General features: G+C 70.2%; 21 protein-coding genes. 16 read left to right on the forward strand and 5 right to left on the reverse strand.

Features of this window, described 5'->3' with window-relative positions; translation table 11 throughout:
* The first annotated feature begins 104 nt into the window (after positions 1-104).
* The 8 genes from AB0J78_RS05385 to AB0J78_RS05420 all read left to right on the forward strand — a co-directional run bounded on the left by AB0J78_RS05385 (position 105) and on the right by AB0J78_RS05420 (position 10395).
* Positions 105-482 carry a PH domain-containing protein gene (locus AB0J78_RS05385; protein ID WP_363787237.1) on the forward strand — a complete coding sequence of 126 codons (378 nt, stop codon included), beginning with the start codon at positions 105-107 and terminating at the stop codon, positions 480-482.
* 120 nt (positions 483-602) lie between these two features.
* A complete protein-coding gene (locus tag AB0J78_RS05390) occupies positions 603-2075 on the forward strand; it encodes an FAD-binding protein (protein ID WP_363787240.1) in 1473 nt (490 codons plus the stop codon).
* A 422-nt stretch (positions 2076-2497) separates the two neighbouring features.
* Positions 2498-3529 carry a glycosyltransferase family 2 protein gene (locus AB0J78_RS05395; protein ID WP_363787242.1) on the forward strand — a complete coding sequence of 344 codons (1032 nt, stop codon included), beginning with the start codon at positions 2498-2500 and terminating at the stop codon, positions 3527-3529.
* A complete protein-coding gene (locus tag AB0J78_RS05400; RefSeq protein WP_363787244.1) occupies positions 3517-3948 on the forward strand; it encodes a GtrA family protein in 432 nt (143 codons plus the stop codon). The genes AB0J78_RS05395 and AB0J78_RS05400 overlap by 13 nt, the downstream gene beginning before the upstream one ends.
* On the forward strand, positions 3945-6179 hold the full coding sequence (locus AB0J78_RS05405) for a hypothetical protein (protein ID WP_363787246.1): 2235 nt from the start codon (positions 3945-3947) through the stop codon (positions 6177-6179). Before AB0J78_RS05400 ends, AB0J78_RS05405 begins: the two co-directional genes overlap by 4 nt.
* A complete protein-coding gene (locus tag AB0J78_RS05410; RefSeq protein WP_363787248.1) occupies positions 6176-8113 on the forward strand; it encodes a PIG-L family deacetylase in 1938 nt (645 codons plus the stop codon). The genes AB0J78_RS05405 and AB0J78_RS05410 overlap by 4 nt, the downstream gene beginning before the upstream one ends.
* Positions 8114-8171: 58 nt before the next feature.
* The gene (locus tag AB0J78_RS05415) at positions 8172-8729 is read left to right on the forward strand and encodes a TetR/AcrR family transcriptional regulator (protein ID WP_363787250.1); all 558 of its coding nucleotides are present in this window, start codon (positions 8172-8174) and stop codon (positions 8727-8729) included.
* A gap of 91 nt (positions 8730-8820) precedes the next feature.
* Positions 8821-10395 (forward strand): GMC oxidoreductase, encoded by a 1575-nt coding sequence (locus tag AB0J78_RS05420; RefSeq protein WP_363787546.1) that lies wholly within the window; start codon positions 8821-8823, stop codon positions 10393-10395.
* Between the two features lie 41 nt (positions 10396-10436).
* On the opposite strand, the gene AB0J78_RS05425 is transcribed toward AB0J78_RS05420, so the two are convergent.
* Positions 10437-11009: a dihydrofolate reductase family protein gene (locus tag AB0J78_RS05425; RefSeq protein WP_363787252.1), complete on the reverse strand. Its 573-nt coding sequence runs from the start codon at positions 11007-11009 to the stop codon at positions 10437-10439.
* Between the two features lie 165 nt (positions 11010-11174).
* Here AB0J78_RS05425 and AB0J78_RS05430 point away from each other — a divergent pair, with 165 nt between their 5' ends.
* The 5 genes from AB0J78_RS05430 to AB0J78_RS05450 are packed head-to-tail and all read left to right on the forward strand — an operon-like array spanning position 11175 to position 16475.
* Positions 11175-12386, forward strand: a complete 1212-nt coding sequence (locus tag AB0J78_RS05430; protein WP_363787254.1) for an ROK family transcriptional regulator — start codon at positions 11175-11177, stop codon at positions 12384-12386.
* 14 nt (positions 12387-12400) lie between these two features.
* Positions 12401-13204 carry an ABC transporter permease gene (locus AB0J78_RS05435; RefSeq protein WP_363787256.1) on the forward strand — a complete coding sequence of 268 codons (804 nt, stop codon included), beginning with the start codon at positions 12401-12403 and terminating at the stop codon, positions 13202-13204.
* Positions 13201-13989: an ABC transporter ATP-binding protein gene (locus tag AB0J78_RS05440; RefSeq protein ID WP_363787258.1), complete on the forward strand. Its 789-nt coding sequence runs from the start codon at positions 13201-13203 to the stop codon at positions 13987-13989. The genes AB0J78_RS05435 and AB0J78_RS05440 overlap by 4 nt, the downstream gene beginning before the upstream one ends.
* A gap of 9 nt (positions 13990-13998) precedes the next feature.
* On the forward strand, positions 13999-14982 hold the full coding sequence (locus tag AB0J78_RS05445) for an aliphatic sulfonate ABC transporter substrate-binding protein (RefSeq protein ID WP_363787260.1): 984 nt from the start codon (positions 13999-14001) through the stop codon (positions 14980-14982).
* Positions 14979-16475 carry a sulfatase-like hydrolase/transferase gene (locus AB0J78_RS05450; RefSeq protein WP_363787262.1) on the forward strand — a complete coding sequence of 499 codons (1497 nt, stop codon included), beginning with the start codon at positions 14979-14981 and terminating at the stop codon, positions 16473-16475. The genes AB0J78_RS05445 and AB0J78_RS05450 overlap by 4 nt, the downstream gene beginning before the upstream one ends.
* Here the strand turns inward: AB0J78_RS05450 and AB0J78_RS05455 are convergent, their stop codons facing one another.
* On the reverse strand, positions 16476-17405 hold the full coding sequence (locus AB0J78_RS05455; protein ID WP_363787264.1) for an AraC family transcriptional regulator: 930 nt from the start codon (positions 17403-17405) through the stop codon (positions 16476-16478).
* Between the two features lie 84 nt (positions 17406-17489).
* On the opposite strand from AB0J78_RS05455, the gene AB0J78_RS05460 reads away from it, so the two are divergent.
* From AB0J78_RS05460 to AB0J78_RS05470, 3 genes are read left to right on the forward strand one after another with little or no spacing between them, the layout of a single operon-like run.
* Entirely contained in the window at positions 17490-17816 is a 327-nt protein-coding gene (locus AB0J78_RS05460; RefSeq protein ID WP_363787266.1) for a hypothetical protein, read from the forward strand.
* Positions 17806-18561: an SDR family oxidoreductase gene (locus tag AB0J78_RS05465; protein ID WP_363787268.1), complete on the forward strand. Its 756-nt coding sequence runs from the start codon at positions 17806-17808 to the stop codon at positions 18559-18561. Before AB0J78_RS05460 ends, AB0J78_RS05465 begins: the two co-directional genes overlap by 11 nt.
* On the forward strand, positions 18558-18683 hold the full coding sequence (locus AB0J78_RS05470; protein ID WP_363787270.1) for a hypothetical protein: 126 nt from the start codon (positions 18558-18560) through the stop codon (positions 18681-18683). The genes AB0J78_RS05465 and AB0J78_RS05470 overlap by 4 nt, the downstream gene beginning before the upstream one ends.
* Positions 18684-18706: 23 nt before the next feature.
* On the opposite strand, the gene AB0J78_RS05475 is transcribed toward AB0J78_RS05470, so the two are convergent.
* The 3 genes from AB0J78_RS05475 to AB0J78_RS05485 all read right to left on the reverse strand — a co-directional run bounded on the left by AB0J78_RS05475 (position 18707) and on the right by AB0J78_RS05485 (position 21365).
* On the reverse strand, positions 18707-19324 hold the full coding sequence (locus AB0J78_RS05475) for a TetR/AcrR family transcriptional regulator (protein ID WP_363787272.1): 618 nt from the start codon (positions 19322-19324) through the stop codon (positions 18707-18709).
* Between the two features lie 101 nt (positions 19325-19425).
* Entirely contained in the window at positions 19426-20445 is a 1020-nt protein-coding gene (locus AB0J78_RS05480; RefSeq protein ID WP_363787547.1) for a PDR/VanB family oxidoreductase, read from the reverse strand.
* A 44-nt stretch (positions 20446-20489) separates the two neighbouring features.
* Positions 20490-21365, reverse strand: a complete 876-nt coding sequence (locus AB0J78_RS05485; protein WP_363787274.1) for a metal-dependent hydrolase — start codon at positions 21363-21365, stop codon at positions 20490-20492.
* Positions 21366-21370: the final 5 nt, after the last annotated feature.

Below are 21370 nucleotides of genomic sequence, written 5' to 3' on the forward strand. Positions count from 1 at the left end.
GATTCCGCGGACCGACCGGCGTTCGCGTGTGCGCCCGCGGTTCGGTCCGGCCCCGCCGAGCTTCGGTACGGTGGTCGGGAGAGATCGTCAACGAGGGGCGGGGCATGGGTCTGTTCGGCGGAATGATGGGAAACGCCTCGGGGATCGATCCCCGGGCGGCGGCGAAGGAGTTCGGGCGGCTGCTGGCGCAGGACGAGCAGATCCACGCCGCCTACCAGCTGATCCGCGACTCGCTGATCTTCACCGATCGGCGCCTGATCCTCGTCGACAAGCAAGGCGTGACCGGCCGGAAGACCGAGTACCACTCGATCCCGTACCGCAGCATCACCCACTTCTCCGTCGAGACCGCAGGCACTTTCGACCTCGACGCCGAGCTCAAGATCTGGATCTCCAGCACCGCCGAGCCGGTGTCGCAGCAGTTCGGCAAGGGCGTCGACGTCTACGAGGTGCAGGCCCTGCTGAGCACTTTCGTCGCGCGCTGATCCGCCGGGGTCGTCCGCCGACCTTCTGGAAAAACCTAGAACGTGTTACAGTCTGCGCTTGATCCTGCTTTGCAGGTGCGCAGCTCTCGGGTGTAACGAGTTCTAACGGCGGGTGGGTTCATGGGCGTGGGCATCCCTGATCCGGTGTCGGTCGAGTCGGTTGACACCTTCTCCGACGAAGTCGACGTCCTCGTGGTCGGCGCCGGCATGGCCGGTGTGAGCGCGGCGCTCGAAGCCCGCGAATCGGGGGCGAGGGTCCTGGTCATCGACGCCGGAGGGCGGCTGACCTGCACCAGTGCGATGGCCGGTGGGCACTTCTACCTCGGGGGTGGCACCGAGGTCCAGCGCGCGACCGGGTGGGACGACTCCGCCGAGGCGATGGCGGACTACCTGGCCCTGATGTCGCCCGAGTGCGATCCGGCCAAGATCCGCGCCTACGCCGAGGGCAGCGTGGAGCACTTCCGGTGGCTGGAGTCGCTCGGGTTCGAGTTCGAGCGCGAGTTCTACCCGGGCAAGGCGGTCGTGCAGCCGGGCACCGAGGGGCTGAGCTTCACCGGGAACGAGAAGTGCCTCGACGTCGAGGCGGTGGTGAAGGCGGCACCGCGCGGGCACAAGGTTCCGGTGCCGGGCGACACCGGAGGTGCCGCCTTGGTCGTCGGTCTGGCCTTGGACGTGCTCGACTCCCGGGGCGTCGAGGTGCGCTGGGAGACCGGCGCGACGGCGCTGATCGTCGACGGCACCGACATCGTCGGCGCCACCTGGAAGAACCTCGACGGCGGCGCCGGTGCGATCAAGGCCGGTTCGGTCATCATCGCGGCCGGTGGCTTCGTGCTCAACCGCGAGATGCTCGAGGCCCACGCGCCCGACCTGCTGGCCGTCGAGAGCAACGGCATGGCGCTGGGCAACCCGCACGACGACGGCTTCGGGATCCGCATGGGCCAATCCGTGGGCGGCGTCGCCGACCACCTGGACAAGGTCTTCGTGACCGGACCTTTCTACCCGCCGGGCGAAGCGCTGCGCGGCATCGTGGTCAACAAGCTCGGCAAGCGCTTCGTCAACGAGGACTCCTACCACTCCCGCACTTCCGCCCACGTCTTCGAACAGCCCGGACGGGTCGCGTACCTGATCCTCGACTCGGCCACCATGGTCGAACCCGCCTACCGGTTCCAGCCGCTGATCGACGGCTGGGACACCATCGAGGAGATGGAGCAGGGGCTCGGCATCCCCGCGGGTGCGCTGGCCGAGTCCATGGCGGCCTACGACGAGGCCGCCGCGCGCGGCGAAGACCCCGAGTTCCACAAGGCGCCCGAGCACCTGGTTCCGCTGAACCGAGGCCCGTGGGGGGCCTACGACCTCACGCCCGGGAAGTGCTTCTACGCCGGCTTCTCCTGCGGAGGTCTGCGGGTCACGGTCGACGGCGAACTGCTCCGCGAGGACGGTTCGGTCGTGCGCGGCGTCTTCGCGGCGGGGGCCTGCGCGTCCAACATCGCCATCGACGGCAAGGGCTACGCCTCCGGCGTCCAGCTCGGTGAGGCGTCCTACTTCGGTCGTCGTGCCGGCCGCAGCGCCACCTCCGCGGCCGCGCGGCGCTGAAGGCGTCGACCGCCGATTCCACGCTAAGGAGTGAGCGTGCGGCGCGGTATTGTGCGTCCTGAATTCGTTTCCCCTAACGTCGGTCTTGACTGATCGAAATCGATTCTTGAGTTATTTTCGCGAACTGCGTTCCGGTTTGCCGGGTGGGAACGCCCGGCTGCGGGTGTCGCGGTCCGGGAGGTGTGGAGCGGAGGGCTCGGGCAGGCGAAAGATCGTCTGTCGAAACGGGTTCGGACGATCTTGCGCACCGCTCGGACGTGAGAGCGATTCGCGGGAAAAGCCGGAGCGCGAGTTCGGCCGGTGCTTGCGGATTGCTTTTCACATTCTTCGCGCCGGCTTGGTCGAGCCTTTCGGTTGATCGATCTTCGAACAGATCATTTCCGATTTCCCAACCAGGCGCGAGTGCGATTATGGATCTTTCTGTGGTAATTCCGTGCTTCAACGAGGAGCGCGGTTTGGAGGAGCTCCGCGATGAGCTCAACGCGGTGCTGCCCGCGCTCGTGGACCGGTACGAGGTCGTGCTCGTCGATGACGGCAGCACCGACCGGACTCTCGAGGAGGCCCGCCGGCTGAGCGGCTTGGACCCGCGCTACCGGTACCTGTCGTTGAGCCGCAACTTCGGCAAGGAAGCGGCCATGCTCGCCGGGATTCGCGAGGCGACCGGCGACCGCGTCCTGCTCATGGACGCCGATCTGCAGCACCCGGTGTGGCTGATCGCGGACATGCTCAAGCTGCTCGATTCCGGCAACGACCAGGTCGTCGCACGCCGCGACCGGCACGGGGAACCGCTGGTCAGATCGCTGCTGTCGAAGCTGTACTACATCGGAGTGAACAGGCTCGCGGACGTCCCGCTCGAAGACGGGGTGGGCGACTTCCGGGTGCTCTCCCGCCGGGCGGCCGACGCGATGCTGGCCATGCCCGAGAGCAACCGGTTCTCCAAGGGCCTGTTCGCCTGGCTGGGTTTCCAGACCGCGACCGTGCCGTACCGCAACGTCACCCGCAAGTACGACCGGTCCTGCTTCAGCTTCGGCAAGCTCGTCAACTACGGGATCGACGGCGTGGTCTCGTTCAACAGCAAACCGCTCCGCGCGGCGGTGTACGTCGGCGGGGCGGTCACGCTGCTGGCCTTCGTGTACGCCATCTACGTGATCGTCTGCGCGTTGGCCGGTTACCCCGGTGTTCCGGGGTACGCGACGCTGATGGTGGGGATCACCGGGTTCGGCGGGATGCAGCTGCTGCTGCTGGGCGTGATCGGCGAGTACGTCGGCCGCATCTACCTCGAGTCGAAGAAGCGGCCGCCCTACTTCATCAAGGAGTCAGGCGGACCGGTTGCGCGACCTGCGCTGGAAGGCGGGCACAGCGCCCCGCGGGTGATCACGCCCCGCCGCCCCTCCGACAGCTCGCTGGTCTCCGAACCCGGGGCGGGCAGCGGAGGGCAGCAGTGCGCGCACTGAACGAAAGCGGCAAGTTCGCGCGCTTCGTGGTGGTGGGGGCTGTGAACACGGTCGTGCACTACCTGGTCTACCTCGCGACGTGGCTGCTCCTCGGATACCTGGTCGCCCACGTCATCGCCACGATCGCGGCGATGACGGTGTCCTACGCGCTCAACTGCCGGTTCACCTTCCGCGTCCGGCCGCGGTTGCGGACGTTCCTGCTGTACCCGGCGTCGAACTGCGTCAACCTCGGCCTCAGCGCCGGGGCGATGTTTCTGCTGGTCGAGGTGGTCGGCGTCCACCCGCTGCTGGCCACCGTGCTCGGCGGTCTGGTGGCGACCCCGGCCACGTACCTCGTGAGCCGCCTGATCCTGACCTCCCGGAAGCGCCCGCTCCGCCCGGGCCCCGGTGAGTCGTTGCCGATGGGGAGGATATCGTGACACGAGTTCTCGTGGCCGGGCCGGCCGAGAACGCGGAACTCCGCGAGCCCGACGTGGCTCGCAGCGCCGGCCGGGTGTCGGCGCCGTTGATCACCTGCCTGCTCGTGGCCGTCCTGGCGCAGCTGCCCGTCCTGCGTCCGGGCTGGTTCTACTACGCCGACGACTCGGCCACCCAGGTCCTGCCCATGTGGTACCACCTGGGGCAGCAGGTTCGGAACGGGATCTGGCCGCCGGTGCTGGACCCGGACCTGCTGATGGGCGGGAACGTCGCCGCCGAGACGTTGTTCGGCGTCTGGAGCCCGTTCAACGCCCTGGTGTGGGTGGGGGTCTCGCTCGCCGGGGACGTGGGGATCGCCGGCATCGTCGTGCGGACCTTCGCGCTCGTGGCGGTCGCGCTGGGCTGCTACCTGCTGTGCCGCGAGTACGGGGCCGCCCGCTGGTCGGCCAGCGCGCTCGCCACCGCGCTGCCGCTGACCGGATCCCTGCTGCACTTCGACGCCGCGAAGTGGCCCGCCGCGCTGCTGGCGTTCGTGTGGGTTCCGCTCGTCTGGCTGACCGCGCGCCGCATGGTTCGCGGTCGCACCAACGCCTTCTGGGTCTTCGTCCTCGGCGCGCTCGCGGTGACGGCGGGAAACCCCTACGCCCTGCTCGGCGTGTGCGTGGTCCTCGCGGCGTTGCTGGTCGAGGCCGGGTTGCAACGGCGGTGGGCGGGTGTCCGCCGGCTCGTGCTGGTGTCGGCCGCGATCGGGGCGGTCGTACCGCTGGTGTACCTGCCGCTGGTGCGCACCGCGCACACGACCTGGCGCACCACCTCGGGCGGCGTCCACGACAGCGGAGCGCTCGCGCCGCACCTGGACGACCTGCTCAACCTCAGCATGCCGACCTACGTCCCCGCCATTCCCGGCGTGGGCGTGCCCGCGGTGTACTTCTGCTGGTTCGCGGTCCCGCTGGCGTTCTGGTGCGACTGGTCGGTGGTGCGTCGCCGTTGGCGCGAGCTCGCGGGACCCCTGACGATCGCGGTCGTGTACCTGCTGGTCGCCCTCGGGCCGTCCGAGGTGTGGATGTTCCGCTGGCCGCTGCGGGTGGTGCACTACGGCTACCTCGCCCTCGCCGTGGTGCTGGCGGTGGTGCTGGCCGCCGGTCTTCGGTTCGATCGCCTGCGCGCTCGCGCGGCTGCCACGGTCGCTTTCCTGCTGCTGGCGGTGCATTTCAGCGCCGTGCGCTCTCCGGGGTCGGTGGCGCTGGGCCGTGCGGTGCTCATCGCTGCCCTGATCGGGCTGCTGATCGCCGCGGCGCTGGCGGTCTACCGCGCCCGCGGGACCGGACCGCTGCTCGTGGTGCTGCAGGTGGGCACTGCGCTCACCTTCTGCGCGCAGTGCCTGTGGTTCATCGGTGGTGGCGCCGACCTGCAGTACTACTTCCCGAGCTCACCGAAGCAGATGCGGGAGAACTACGCCGAGCGGTACGAGGGGCGGGTGCTGCAGATCGCCGACACCGCGCTCAACGACCGGGTACCGGGCGACGGGTCGCGGGAGATGTGGCGCGACATGGTCATGGGCAACGCCTTCCTCCTGTCTGATGTGGACAGCGTCGGGTCGTACACCGGAATCGGTTTCCGCGCGTTCACCGATGTGCTGTGCCTGGGCTACGACGGATCGTCGTGCCCGGCTGCCTACGACGCGCTGTGGCGTCCTCCGGCCGGCGCGGACGTCCGGCTCGCGGACCTGCTCCTGCTGGACACGGTCGCCGTCCAGCACGAGATCGTCCCGCGACCGGTCGTGCCGGAGGGCTGGCACCTCGCCGAGCGGAACTCCAGGATCAGCGTCATGCGGCGGGATGAACCGGCCTCGGCGGGAACGGGACACCTCAGCTGGGCCTCGCCGCACCTGCGCGCGGTCTCCGACGTCTCCGACGGGCCGGGCACCGAAGTCGTCGACGTCCACCGAACAGGGGGAGGTGCCGGGCGGTTGGTCTTCGCGCGGATCGCCTGGCCCGGTTACACCGCGAAGTGGAACGGCTCCGAGATCCCCGCCCACGCCGGACCCGCCGGTCTGTTGGAGGTCGCGCTGCCGGCCGGGCGACCCGGGCCGGGTCGGTTGGAGCTCGTCTGGACGCCACCGGGTATGCGCCTGGGGTTGGCGGCCGCAGCGGGTGGCGCGCTGCTCGCCGCGGGGGTCGGGATCCAGCAGGTCGCGGGGCGTCGCCGGGAACCCGCGGGAGCACCTCGATGAGCAGGAGGATCGCGTTCGGCCTCGCGGTCTCGCTCGTGCTCCTGACCGCCTGCGAGGCGCCACCGCAACGCGGCGCGGTGGCGCCCGAGCCGCCGCCCCCGCAGGCGCACTTCGCGCAGGTGACCGCGCACCCCGACGACGATCTGCTGTTCATGAACCCGGACCTGGCGGAGGGGCTGCGCAGCGGAAACCCCACGACCGGCATCTACCTCACCGCGGGCGAGGCGGCCGTGCCGGACCAGGCGGGCTACAGCGCTGCGAGGCAGGAGGGCACTCGGGCCTCCTACGCGCAGATGGCCCGCAAGCCCAACGAGTGGCTGCGCGGCACGATGCCGGTGGGGCACGGGCGCCTGGCCGAGGTCGACGCGCTGCGCGCGGATCCCGACGTCAAGCTGGTGTTCCTGAACCTGCCGGAAGACGCCAACCCGCAGCCGGGGCCGCACGCGTTGTCCAGGCTGCGGCGCGACCCGGCGCTCACCGTCACCACGACGGTTCCGGCGGGTGCGGCGGTGCAGCACCCGCAGCTGTTCGATCGGCGTGCGGTGGTCGAGTCCATGACCGCGCTGTTCGACGCCTTCCAGCCCACCGTGGTGCGCCTGCAGGACGACCATCCCGACGGGCGCTACCAGGCCAACTGGGTCGGGGTGAACAACCACCCGGACCACGTGGCGGGCGCGGCGCTGGCCAAGGAGGCGCTCGCCGCGCACCGGCCGCGCGCCCTCTCGCCGGTGGTGCTGACCTACCGCGACTACAACGTGGCCGACACCCCCTCGGGTCTGTCCGATGAGGACAAGGGCACGACTCGCGAGGCCTTCGCCGCGTACGTGCCTCATGACGTGTTCGCCCATGGCGCCATCTACCGGAGCTGGAGCGACAACAGCGCCTACCGGTGGCCGCGCCGAGGGAGCTGGGCGGCCCGAAGCGAAGGTGGTGCGGTGCAGGCGTTCTCGGTGCGAGCGCACGGCCTCGTGCGCTGGACGCGCACTCCGCAGGGGGTCTGGAGCGGCCCGGAGCCGATGCCGCACCCGGAACCGCTCCGTCCGCAGGTCTCGTTGCTGGGCGAGGATCGGGGGCAGCCGGTGCTGGTGGCCCAGAGCGAGGACGGCGCGCGAATACTGATCCTGCGGTCGGACAGGTCGGGCACCTGGTCCCGGCGGTGGGAAGTGGTGGACGCCCCCGGCGCGGTCGACCCGGCTCAGAACGGTCCGCCCGCCGCGGCCGTGGACGCCGATGGCCGCATCGTGCTGGCGGTGAAGAACGCCGCCGGTGCGGTCAGCATCCGCCGGGAGCTCTCGCCGGCGAGCCTGCGGTGGGAACCCTGGACCGATCTCGGTGGTGCCGACGTCCAGGACGGCGTCTCGATCGTCCCCGACGGCGGTGTGCAGCACGTGTTCGCCGCCACGCGCGGCCAGGTGCTGCACTGGCGGCTTCCGCGGGCCGGAGCAGCGGGTGCCGAGGTGGTGCCGATCGGTCCTGCCCGGCCTGCGGGCGCGCTGGCCGAGCGCGACCGCGACGGGTTGATCCGGCTGCTGGTGCGCACGGATCGGAACGGTGAGCTGGTCGAGCGGACGCTCACCCCGCAGGGCTGGCGGGACGTCCCGGCGACCTCGCCCGGACCTGGTGGGATCGGTGATCCGGTCGCGGCCGGGCCGGGTCCGCACGGCTTCGCGGACCTCGTCCGGGTGGCTCGCGACGGTGGGGGACACGTCCACGTCGCGGATCGGGCCGGAGCCGGCTGGACCGACGTGGGCGGAGCGGTCACCGATCACCCCGCCGTGGTCGTCGAGCCCAACGGTGCCATCACGCTCATCGGCATCGGATTCGACGGCGGGCTGGTGGTCAACACCGGTGCGCAGGGCTCGGGGGGTCTCCGGTTCGCGGGCTGGCGTCCTGCCGTGGTCCCGCCCGCGGCTTCGGTCGCGGCGGCGGACTGACCGGCGAACCGGACCGACCAGGAGCACCCGGCAAATCCGGGCGTCGGATACTACCGGGATGGATGTCCACACGAGGATCGTCGACGCGGCGATCCAGCGGATGGCGACCGCGGGCTACGAGGGTCTGTCGATCAGCTCGGTCGCCCGGCTCTCCGGCCTGTCCCGCCCGACGATCTACGCGCACTTCGGGACCCTGGACCAGCTCGTCGCCGAGGCGCTGGAAGCCGCTGCCGTCCAGGTGATCTCACGAGTGATAGAGCGGGCGCGCGAGGAGGCGTCGTCGGCCGCCGACTACGTCGTGGAGGTCATGGTCGCGGCTCGCTCGGAGTTCCGCAGCAGTCCCGCGCTGGCGCCGATCGCCTTCCCGCAGCGCGGCACGATCCTCTTCGACGGTGACGCGGTCGGTCCTGGGGCGCTGGAGCTGTCGCGCTCGTTCCTGCTGCCGCTGCTGGAGTTCCAGCCGGAGTTGGAGGAGGAGCTGGAGGAGATCGCCGAGACCTGCCTGCGATGGCTGGTGTCGCTCGTGCAGTTCGAGAGCGAGCGATCGCGGTCGGACTCGAAGCTGCGCGCCTACCTGCACCGGCGTCTCGTTCCCGGGTTGGGCGTCACTTCCTGACCTTTACATCGTTGACAACAGTTGTAAGGCTGCGTCAACGACAGAAAGGGCCGGTGTGCGCGCTCCAACCTCCCGCCGCCGCTTCATGGGCATGGCCGCCCTCGGTTCCGCCTCAGCGCTCGGGCTGACCACCATCTCGACACGACACTCCGCCCAGGCCACCGAGCACGTCCCGGCGGTGGTCATCGGAACCGGATACGGCGCCGCGGTCACCGCGCTGCGACTCGGCGCGGCGGGCGTGCCCACCGTGATGCTGGAGATGGGCCGGTTGTGGAACACCCCGGCCGAGGACGGCAAGATCTTCTCCGACATGCTCGCCCCCGACCGCAGGGCGATGTGGTTCAAGAACCGCACCGAAGCGCCGCTCGCCTCGTTCCTGTGGCTGGACATCGCCAACCGCGACATCGAGCCCTACGCGGGCGTCCTCGATCGCGTCAACCACGGCGACATGTCGGTCTACGTCGGGCGCGGCGTCGGCGGCGGCTCGCTGGTCAACGGTGCGATGGCGGTGACCCCGAAGCGCTGGTACTTCGAGGAGATCCTGCCCGAGGTCGACGCCGATGAGATGTACGGCAGGTACTTCCCGCTGGCCAACTCGATGCTCGGCACCAACCACATCGACCAGGACTGGTTCGAGACTTGCGATTCCTACCAGTTCGCGCGCGTTTCCCGCGCCGCCGCCCACGAGGCCGGGTACAAGACGACGTTCGTTCCCAGCGTCTACGACTTCGACTACATGCGGCGCGAGGAGGACGGCCTGGTGCCGCGCTCGGCGCTGGCGTCGGAGGTCATCTACGGCAACAACCACGGCAAGCGCTCGCTGGACCAGACCTACCTCGCCGCCGCCCTGGGCACCGGCAACGTCACCATCCAGACGCTGAGCGAGGTCCGCGACATCGCCCAGCAGCAGGACGGCAGCTACGCGCTGTCGGTGCGCCGGATCGACGAGCTGGGCAACGTGCTCGACGTCCGCCAGCTCACCACCGACTACCTGTTCCTCGGCGCGGGCAGCCTCGGGTCGACCGAACTGCTGGTGCGCGCCCGCGACACCGGCAAGCTGCCGAACCTCGGCGACGCCGTCGGCGAGGGCTGGGGCACCAACGGCAACGTGATGCTCGGCCGCGCCAACCACATGCAGGACCTGGTCGGACCGCTCGAATCGGGGATGCCGGCGCTGGGCATCGACGCGTGGGAAGACCCGGTGAACCCGGTGTTCGCCGAAATCGCGCCGGTTCCAGCTGGTCTGGAGACGTGGGCCAGCCTGTACCTGGCGATCACCCGCAACCTGGAGCGCGGCTCGTTCCGCTACGACCCCGGATCCGACCGCGCCGTCCTGCAGTGGCGCGAGGAGCAGGGGCAGCCGTCGATCGACGCGGCCAAGCAGCTGTTCGACCGGATCAACTCGGTCAACGGCACCAGCTACCGCTACGACCTGTTCGGCGACACCAGAGCATTCGAGAACCGGTTCACCTACCACCCGCTGGGCGGGCTCGTCCTGGGCGAGGCCACCGACCTCTACGGCCGGGTCAAGGGGTACCGCAACCTCTACGTCACCGACGGCTCCCTCATCCCGGGGAGCACCGGCGTCAACCCGTTCGTCACCATCACGGCCCTCGCGGAGCGCAACATCGCTCGCGTGCTGGACGAGGACGTCCGCACCCGCTGAACGGCCGGCGGGCTCGGCCGCGGAGCCGAGCCCGCCGGTCCTCAGCGCACGACGTCGAAGACGTTCTTCTGGATCCCGTTGGAGTAGATCTCGTGCTCGACGAGCCGGAGCTTCTGGGCGTCCTTGTCGGAGCTGCTGAACAGGCGCTTGCCCGCGCCGAGCAGGAGCGGGAAGACCAGCAGGTGGTAGCGGTCGATGAGCCCGGCGTCGGAGAGCGCGCGGTTGAGGGCCGCGCTGCCGTGCATGATGATCGGCCCGCCCTCGGTCTCCTTGAGCGCGGCGACCTCGTCCACCGAACGCAGGATCGTGGTCGGTCCCCAGTCGCTGACCAGCGCGTCGTCGGTGAGCGAGGTGGACACCACGTACTTGGGCATGTCCTTGTACTCGGCGAAGTCCTCCATCGACGGCCAGACCGGGCTGAACGCCTCGTAGCTGACCCGGCCCAGCAGCATCGCGGTGGCCTCCTGCTGCTCCCGGCCCTTGATCTCGAACGCCTCCGGCAGGAACTCGACGTGCTTGAAGGTCCAACCCGAGTTGCGGTACCCGGGCTCGCCACCGGGTGCCTCCACGACGCCGTCGAGCGAGACGAAAGCCGAGCTGATGAGGGTGCGCATCTGAAGAACTCTCCTTGATCTCGAATGTCTGCACGTGTGGACTCCCGGCCGGGCGAAAACTCATCGGTCGGGGCGCTCGTGCAGCTCAGCGGAGGGAGTTCCACTCCGCAGAACGATTCTGTCGGACCCTTGCCGGAAAAATGGAGTCGTTCGAGCATGTCCGACATGCGATTGCCAGGCGAGGCGCACGCGCTGGTGCGGCACACCCACCAGGAGCGGGTGCTGCGCGCGCTCCGCGAGCGGGGTGCGCTGAGCCGCGGTGAGATCGCCAGAGCGGTCGGACTTTCCCGCACCACCATCTCGGAGATCACCCGTGACCTGCTGCGACACGGCGCCGTCGTCGTGGTCGACACCGATGCGGCGTCACGGGCGGGAAGCGGCCGGCCCGCCGAGCGGCTCGCGCTGGACCCCAACTCCGGGCAGTTCCTGGGCGTGGACTTCGGACACCGCCGGGTGCACGTGGCCATCGCCGACGCCGCCCACGAGATCCTGGCTTCCGGGCGTCAGACCTACCACGACAGCACCGGGTGGCCGGAGCGCATAGAGACCGCCTTCGAGCTGGTCGACCGCCTCAGCGCCGAGCGGGGCGTGCACTTCCGAGCCTTGCAGGGGATCGGCATCGGCGTCACCGGGCCGCATCCGCGCTCGTCGGCCCCGCACGCCCCGGAAGGCGCGTTCGGCCCGGGATTCGCCGCCGCGCGCGACGACGTCGACGTCTCCTTCGCCGAGCGCTTCGGCGCTCCGGTGATGGTGGACAACAACACCCGCCTCGCGGCGCTGGCCGAAGCGCTCGCGGGTGATGCCAGCGCCGAGAACGTGCTCTACGTGCGCCTGTCCGACGGCGTCGGCGGCGCCCTGGTGATCGGCGGGCGGCTCGTGCCCGGCGCCACCGGCCTGGCAGGCGAACTCGGCCACGTCACCGTCGTCCCCGGTGGTGCCCGCTGCCGCTGCGGCAAGGACGGCTGCCTGGAGACGGTCGCCTCGGTTCCGGCGATGCTGGCCGCCTGCAGGCAACGCGGCGCCGACGTCGATTCCCTCGACGAGCTGGCGAGCTCCGCCGATCCCGTCGTCGAGCAGGTGCTGCGCGACGCGGCTCGTGCGCTGGGGCGGGCCGTGGGGGCGGTGGCGATGGTGTTCAACCCGGCCGAGGTCGTGATCGGCGGTGAAATCGCCCAGCTGGCACCGGTGATCGTCGAGCAGACCAGCGACACCGTCGGCGCCGAGCTGTTCCCGTGGGTCGCCGCGAAACCGGCCTTCCGCTGCGCGCGGCTCGCCGACGACGACGGCGCCACCGGCGCGCTGGCCGCGCTCTTCCGCAGCTCACCCCTGCTCGCCGACTACCCGGAACCGGCGCCGATCCGCGCTCTTCCGGCCTGAAGGAGTCCCCGACCATGGCAGTTCTCAGCGAGCGCGATGCCGCGCCGAAGGGCGACCCGGGGCCCGCGCCGCGCCGGCGCAGCGCACCTCTGGTGCTCAACGCCGCCTCGATCCTGCTCGGCATCGGGGTGTGGTGGTCGCTGGCCGCGCTGGGCGTCAAGATCCCGGCACCGCCCGAGGTCGCGGCCAGGGCGGTCGAGATGGCCGCCGACGGAACCCTGCTCGACGACACCGCGGCCAGCCTCGGGCGGGTGTTGGCCGGGTTCGCGCTGGGCACCGCGCTGGCGGTCGTGATGGGCTTCCTGATGGGCTGGTACCGGCCGGTGCGCGCGCTGGCCGAGCCGTGGGTGCAGTTCTTCCGCACCATCCCGCCGCTGGCCATCATCCCGCTGGCGATCGTGCTGATGGGCATCGGCGAGGTCCCGAAGATCTTCGTGATCTTCCTGGCCGCGTTCCTGGCCTGCGTCATCTCGACGCTGCAGGGAGTGGTCACGGTGGATCCGACCCTGATCAACGCCGCGCGGGTGCTGGGCGCCGGTGACGCGACGATCTTCGGCAAGGTCGTGGTGCCGGCGTCCGCGCCGTTCATCCTCGTCGGCATGCGCGTCGGCCTCGGGTCGGCGTGGGCGACGGTGGTCGCGGCCGAACTCATCGCCGCGCAAGAAGGTCTCGGCTTCCGGATGCAGAACGCCCAGCTGTACTACGACCTACCGACGATCTTCGTCAGCCTGATCACCATCGGCGTCCTCGGCCTGGCCATGGACCGGCTGCTGCTGCTCGCCGAACGCAAGCTGACCGGATGGCAGGAGCAGCGGTGAACCCCAAGATCGCCCTGGACGGCGTGACCAAGTCCTTCGACCTCGGCCGCGATCGGCTCGTGGCGCTCGACGACGTGTCCTTGGAGATCACCGACAACGAGTTCGTCACCGTCGTCGGCCCCTCCGGATGCGGAAAGAGCACCCTGCTCAACATCCTCGCCGGGTTGGAGGAACCGACCGCGGGACGCGCCCTCGTCGACGGCGTCCCGGTCTCCGGCCCGGGACCGGATCGCGGGGTGATCTTCCAGCAGTACGCGCTGTTCCCGTGGCTGACCGTGCGCGGCAACGTCGAGTTCGGCCTCAAGATCGCGGGCGTGCCCCGGGACGAGCGGCGGGCCCGCGCGGAGCACTTCATCGACGTCGTCGGGCTGACCTACTTCGCCGACGTGCTGCCCAAGGCGCTGTCGGGCGGGATGCGTCAGCGCTGCGCCATCGCCCGCGCCTACGCCGTGAACCCCGCGATCCTGCTGATGGACGAACCCTTCGGGGCGCTCGACGCGCTGACCAGGGTCAAGCTCCAGGACCAGCTGCTCAGCGCGTGGGACCAGGAGCGCCGAACGGTCCTGTTCATCACCCACGACGTCGACGAGGCCGTGTACCTGGCCGACCGGGTGATCGTGATGGCCTCCCGGCCCGGCCGCATCTACGACGTCGTCGAGGTCGACCTGCCGCACCCGCGCACCGAAGAGGTCCGGCTGAGCGCGGAGTTCACCGCGCTGCGCAACCGGGTCTGGAACTCCGTCTACCACCAGGACAACGACCGCGCCCTCCAGGCGCGGGACTGAGAGGACGCCATGACCAGCAGGAAGAGATGGCTCGCCGGCGCGCTCGCCGGACTCGTCGTGGCGCTCACCGGATGCGGTGGCGGTTCGGAGGCGTCCAACGAGGTCCGGTTCGGCTACATCGGCGACTACAACGGCGCCAGCCTCCTCGCGGTCGCCGAGGACCAGAAGCTCTGGGAGAAGCACGGTCTCGACGCCACCGCCAGCGTGTTCACCAACGGGCCGCTGCAGATCCAGGCGCTGGGCAGCGGTGACCTGGACTTCGGCTACATCGGGCCGGGCGCGATGTGGCTGCCCGCCTCCGGACAGGCCAAGGTCGTCGCGCTGAACACGCTCGGCAACGCCGACCGCGTCATCGCGCAGCCCGGCACCGGCAGCGTGGCCGACCTGCGGGGCAAGACGATCGGGGTTCCGCAGGGCACCTCCGGGGAGATGATCCTCGATCTCGCGCTGCGCCGGGCGGGCATGACGAAGAACGACGTCAAGGTCGTGCCGATGGACGCCTCGACGATCGTCTCCGCGTTCTCGGCCAAGCGCATCGACGCGGCCGGGTTCTGGTACCCGGCGATCGACACGATCAAGAAGCAGGTTCCGGGGCTGGTCGAGCTGGCCAAGAACTCCGACTTCCGAGGGGAGATGGAGTTCCCGACCGCCTTCGTCGCGGGCAACGACGTGGTGAGCGGTCAGCAGGACAAGGCCCGGCGCGTGCTGGCGGTGCTGCGGGAGGCGATGCGGTACCGCTCGGCCAACGCCGAGCGCACCATCGAGCTGACCGCCGAGCTGCTCGACAAGGACCCGGCGCAGGTGCGCGCCGACGCCGCCAACGTGCAGGTGCTCGGCGCCGAGGAGCTGGACCGAATGACGGCCGACGGCACCGTGCGGAACTGGCTGTCCACGATGGACTCCTACTTCGCCGGGACCGGCCAGCTCAAGCGCAGCACCGGCCCCGAGAACTACTACACCGGCGACCTGTTCACCTCGGCGGGCCAACCGTGAACCAGCGCAACGTCCTGTTCCTGATGACCGACCAGCACCGGACCGACACCCTCGGCGCCTACGGCAACCCGATGGCCGCGACGCCGAACCTCGACGAGCTGGCCGCCACCGGGACCCGCTTCGACCGCTGGTACACCCCGACCGCCATCTGCACGCCCGCGCGCGCCAGCCTGCTCACCGGGCAGGCACCGTTCCGGCACAAGCTGCTGGCCAACTACGAGCGCAACGTCGGCTACATCGAGGACCTGCCCGAGGGGCAGTTCACGTTCTCGGAGGCGTTGCGCGGCCGCGGCTACAACTGCGGGCTCATCGGCAAGTGGCACGTCGGGACGCGGAAGTCCGCCGGTGACTTCGGTTTCGACGGCCCGGACCTCCCGGGCTGGCACAACCCGGTCGACCACCCCGACTACCTGGCCTACCTCGCCGACAACGACCTGCCGCCGTACGAGATCAGCGACCGCATCCGCGGCACCCTGCCCAACGGCGGCCCGGGGAACCTGCTGGCGGCGCGGCTGCACCAGCCGGTGGAGGCGACATTCGAGCACTACCTGGCGACCCGCGCCATCGAGCTGATGGAGCGCTACGCCGCCGACGTGCGCGAGCACGACAAGCCGTTCTTCCTGGAGCTGAGCTTCTTCGGCCCGCACCTGCCCTACATCGTCCCCGACGAGTACTTCGACATGTTCGACCCGGAGGAGGTGCCGCTGCCGCGCTCGGTCGCCGAGACCTTCCACGGCAAACCCCCGGTGCAGCAGAACTACAGCGCGCACTGGACGTTCGACACGATGCCGCTGGAGACCACCCGCAAGCTGATCGCCGTGTACTGGGGGTACGTGGCGCTCATCGATCACGAGATCGGCCGGGTGCTCGACGCGATGCGGCGCCTGGGTCTGGCCGACGACACGGCGGTGCTGTTCACCTGCGACCACGGCGAGTTCACCGGTTCGCACCGGCTGCACGACAAGGGCCCGGCGATGTACGAGGACATCTACCGGACTCCGGGCATCGTGCGCGTTCCCGGCGAGCCCGGGGGAGTGGTGCGCTCGGAGTTCGTCAGCCTGCTGGACTGCACGGCCACGATCCTCGAACTCGCCGGGATCGACCCGGAACCGGCGGTGGACTCCCGGAGCCTGCTCCCGCTGCTGTCCGATCCGGACGACGTGGAGTGGGCCGAGGAGATCGTCTGCGAGTTCCACGGTCACCACTTCCCGTACCCGCAGCGCATGCTCCGCACCGACCGCTACAAGCTCGTGGTCAACCCGGACTCGGTCAACGAGCTCTACGACCTCGACACCGATCCCGACGAGCTCATCAACCGCTACCCGCACCCGGAGATGGCGGAGGTCCGAGGCCGCCTGATGCGCAGGCTCTACGAGATCCTCCGGGAGCGCGGCGACAACTTCTACCACTGGATGACCTCGATGTACGAGGTCGGCGAAGTCGCCTACGATCCGACTCTCAGCGGCTTGGACGAGCAGAGCTACCAGCGCTGATCAGGCCGTCACCATGCGAGCGGCGTCCCCTTGCCGCCGCCGGTAGGCGGTGGGTGAGACGGCGAACTCGCGCTTGAACGCCTTGCTGAAGGCGAACTCCGACTGGTAGCCGACCTGCCGGGCGATCGCCGACAGCGGTTGGTCGTCGCGGGCGAGCAGCCGGCCGGCCTGGGTCATCCGCCACCACGTCAGGTAGGTCAGCGGCGGCGAGCCGACGAGGTCGGTGAAGCGCTGGGCGAAGGTGGCGCGGGAGAGCCCGGTCTCGGCGGCCAGTCCGGCCACCGTCCACGGCGTGGCGGGGGAGCTCTGGATGAGGCCCAGAGCGGTGGAGATCGCGGGGTCCCGCAGCGCTGCGGCCCACCCTCCGCGGCCCTGCTCGGCCTGCCTGCGGTACCAGGTGCGGACGATGTAGAGCAGCAGGAGGTCGAGCAGCGCGGGAACGGCAGCGCTGGAACCCGGTGCGCGCTCGTCCATCTCGGAACCGAGAAGGTCCACGATGGACTGAACGCGAGTCTCCCCGCCGATCTGCGCGGGCAGGTGGATGACCTCGGGGAGCGCGGCGATCAGCGGGTGCGGCCGGATGTCGTCGAGGTAGTACGAGCCGCAGAGCATCGAGGTCATCTCCCCCTCGCCCTGCGGGATCAGCAGATCGTCGTCGCCGGTCTCGGGCATCGCGAACTGGGGGCTCGCCGGGTCGTCGACCAGCGCGTGGCTGCGGCCGTGCGAGACGAAGGCGACGTCGCCCACGTTCAGCCGGATCGGCTCTTGCTCGTCCGGCGGCAGCAGCAGCGCGGAGCCCTGCAGGACCACGTGGAAACCGGCGCCGCCGATGCGGGAGAACCGCATGCCCCACGGCGCCCGCACGGCGCAGCGCGCCGCGGTCGGCGCCCCCGCCCGCATCGACGCGATGGCCTCGCCCACGATGTCCATGAATCGAGGCTAGCAGACGATCGGACATGAGAACTGGCTTCTGAGATATGGAGCGTCTGGTCCAGGCTCCCTAGCGTGGATCGCATGACAGCAGTGGACGACTTCATCAACGAACCAGGGATTGACGCGTTCGCACCGGACGCGCTGGTCCACGACAACGGTCGCGAGTTCCGGGGCGTGGCGGCCATCGGGCGTTGGCTCGACGAGGAGCTACACGCCGTGAACGCGACCATGCGGGTGCGCGAACGCGAGGAGGTGCACGGCATCGAGGTCGTGACCGCGGCCGTCGACGGCACCTTCGACAAGACCGGCCTGCCCGACCCGCTCGTGCTCACCTACTACTTCAGGTCATCGGGCCCGAAGATCGGCGCCCTGCTGATCGTCCGGAACGAGCAGCGCCATGACGCGTGACCTCGAAGGTCGGCGCGCCCTGGTCACCGGCGGGACCAAGGGCATCGGTGCGGCGATCGTGCGACGGCTCGTCGAGGCGGGGGCCGCGGTGGCCACCACGGCCCGCTCGACGGCTCCGACGGTGGCCCCGGTGTTCATCGCCGCCGACATCAGCACGCCCGACGGTGCTGCTCGCGTGGCTTCGGAGGCGCTGGCGGAACTGGGCGGCGTGGACATCGTCGTGCACAACGCGGGCGGGCACTCCAGCGGGACCAAACCCGGCGCGGACTACGACGAGGAGGACTGGCGCGAAGCGCTGGAGGTGAACCTGCTGGCTCCGGCGCGGATCAACCGCGCTCTCGTGCCGTCGATGGTGGACGGGGGTTCCGGCGCGATCGTGCACGTCACCTCGATCGCCCACCGGATCCCCTCCGCGGCCCCGCTGCCCTACGCCAGCGCCAAGTCCGCGCTGGCCACCTACAGCAAGGGGCTGGCCAACGACCTGGGACCGCACGGCATCCGCGTCAACTCGGTCCTGCCGGGCTTCGTCGAGACCGAAGGAGCCCGCCACCTCCTGGAGCAGATCGACACCGACCTGGACGCGGCGCGCGCGGAGCTGATGCGCGGGCTCGGCGGAATCCCGCTGGGGCGTCCCGGGCGCCCGGAGGAGGTCGCCGACCTCGTCGCGTTCCTCGTCTCCGACAGGGCCGCCTGGATCACCGGAACCGAGCACCGCGTCGACGGAGGCAACATCCCCACCCCGTGACCGGCGGCGACAACTCCTACCACTGGATGACCTCGATGTACGAGGTCGGCGAAGTCGCCTACGACCCGACTCTCAGCGGCTTGGACGAGCAGAGCTACCCGCTGGACGACCTCGATGCGTGAATCGCGCTAAGGGCGGGGCGTTCTCACGCGGTCGGCGGGTCGAGCAACGGGCGCAACCGCTCCGCGGAGGCGGGGTCGTGCCGCGCGGTCGAGGCGACCATGGCGAAGAGCTGATCGGTCAGCCACGCTTCGAGCTGCTCTTTGCCCATGTCCCGGTCCTGCAACCAGGACAGCAACGTCGTCTCCACGACCGCCACCCAGCCGCGCAGCGTGCGTTCGAGCGCGCGCGGTGCCTCGTCGAGGCCGAGGTGTTCGCGGAGCTGGTCGACCACGTGCTTGCGGACCCGCTCGACCAGCGTGGACGTGTTGCTGGTGGCGATGGTGGACCCGCTGCGCAGCAGAGCGGTGTAGCTGGCCGCGTAGGTCTCGGCGAACTCCAGGAAGCGTTCCAGCGCGGTGTGCAGATCGGCCCGGAAGTCCCCGCTGGACGGCAGCGTGAGCTCGACCAGCAGCTCGTCGACGACCTTGCTCAGCGCCGTGATGTGCAGATCGCGGATGTTGGTGAAGTACCGGTAGAACAGCGCTCGCGAGACGTCGGCTTCCTCGACGATGTCGTCGACGGACACCTCTTGCGGGGACCGGCGGCTGTAGATCTGCAGCGCGGTCGCGATGAGGTGGTCGCGGCGTCTCTCGGGCGCCATGCGACGAGGGCGGCGAGCACCCGCTCGCGCCTCCGGGGCGGACCGGGCCGGGTGGTCAACCATCGGCCCTCCAAGTCGTGGACATCGCGCGGATTCTCGCATCACAGGTCGAGCTCGACGTGGTCACCGGCGGCTCGGGAGACGCAGATCATCATCCGGTCGCGGCGTTCCTCCTCGGTCAGCAGCGCGTCGCGGTGATCGACCGAGCCGGAGACCACGCGGACCTCGCAGGTGCCGCAGAAGCCCTGCTGGCACGAGTACGGCACGTCGGGCGCGTGCTCGCGGATGACCGACAGCGCGGAGCGGTCGGCCGGTACCCGCAGCGACACACCGCGGCGGGCCAGGTCCACCCGGAACGGCCTCCCGCCGACCACCGGTGGCGGTGAGAACCGCTCGAAGTGCAGCGAATCCGCCCGGCTCGCGGGCAGGTCCAGCCGCACCCCGGTGATCATCGGCACCGGTCCGCAGCAGTAGACCACCGCCTGCTCCGGTGCCTGTTCGAGGAGCTCGGCGCCCGAGACCGGGATGCCGTGCTCCTCGTCGGAGCGGATCGACACCCGCTGCTGGTCGAGCTCGGCGATCTCGCCGAGGAACGGCATCGACGCCTTTGAACGTCCCGCGTAGACCAGCCGCCAGTCGGCTCCCCGCGCTGCGGCGAGGCGGACCATCGGCAGGATCGCGGTGATGCCGATGCCGCCCGCGACGAACAGGTAGCGCTCGGCGGTGATGAACGGGAAGGCGTTGCGCGGGCCCCGCACCGTCACCGCCGTCCCCTGCCGCAGCGCTTCGTGCACCTCGACCGAACCGCCGTTGCCGTCGGCGATGCGCCGCACCGCGATGCGGTAGGAGCTTCGATCTGCCGGGTCACCGCACAGGGAGTACTGCCGCTTGCGGCCGGAGGGGAGTTCGAGGTCGAGGTGGGCACCGGGCTGCCACTCGGGGAGCGGGCGACCGTCGGCGGCGACCAGCCGCAGGCTGACCACGTCCTCGGCCTCCTGCCGCACCTCGTCGACGACCACGTCCAGTTCGCGCCGCACCTCCTCGACGGGTGGCCGCCCGCGCGCGCTGGCGCGCGCCCAGCGCGCGTAGCGGGCCACGGCCCGATCGAGGAATCGGTACATCCGGTCGGGGTGACCGCGCCCGTAGAGGTCGGGTGGAACGGTGCTCACAGCTCCGCCGCCTGCGCCGCCGGGGACTTCGCCAGGTACGCGATGGCCTGGCTGGTCGAGCCGTGCTGGGAGGGGTGGTACTGCGACCGGAAGTAGGGCGGCAGCGACCGCAGCAGATCCCAGACGCTCGGGGTGAGACCGAGCCGGCCGGAACGCAGCCAATCCCGCCAGCGGGCCTTGGACCGTCCGCGCAGCTCGGGATCGCGGTTCATGAGGAACCGCACGCCGCGCGCCCAGAGCCAGACGAACACCGGCGTCACGATGGCCATGGCGCGGACGCGGCGCGAGTAGCGGCCGTCGAGGTGGATGAACAGGTCGTAGGCCACGGACCGGTGCTCGACCTCCTCCGCTCCGTGCCAGCGCAGCAGGTCGAGCATCGTGGCGTCGGAACCGGCCGCGTCCAGCTCCTCCGCGTCGAGGATCCACTGCCCCAGCACCGCGGTGAAGTGCTCGATCGCGGCGACCAGCGCGACGCGCTCGATCACCCACTCGCTGCCCTGCTTGCCCCCGTAACCCCGGTCGCCGAGGAGCTTGCCGAACAGCCACGCGATCTGCCGGACGTAAGGGCGGGTGTCCAGCCCGTGGGTGTCGAAGTGGTCGAGCACGCCCTGGTGCGATTCGGCGTGCATGGCCTCCTGGCCGATGAATCCGCGCACGTCCTCGGCGATCTGCTCGTCCCGGATCAGCGGCAGGGCCTGCTTGAACACGTGGCAGAACCAGCGCTCGCCCTCGGGCAGGAGCAGGTGCAGCACGTTGATCATGTGGGTTGCGAACGGTTCGTCCGGGACCCAGTGGCGCGGCAGCTCGGTCCAGTCGAAGGAGACGTTGCGCGCGTTGAGCACCACGCGATCGGGTTCATCGTGGGTCGGCATGGGCG

The organism is Saccharopolyspora sp. NPDC049426 (genome assembly GCF_040676935.1).
Lineage (GTDB): Bacteria > Actinomycetota > Actinomycetes > Mycobacteriales > Pseudonocardiaceae > Saccharopolyspora.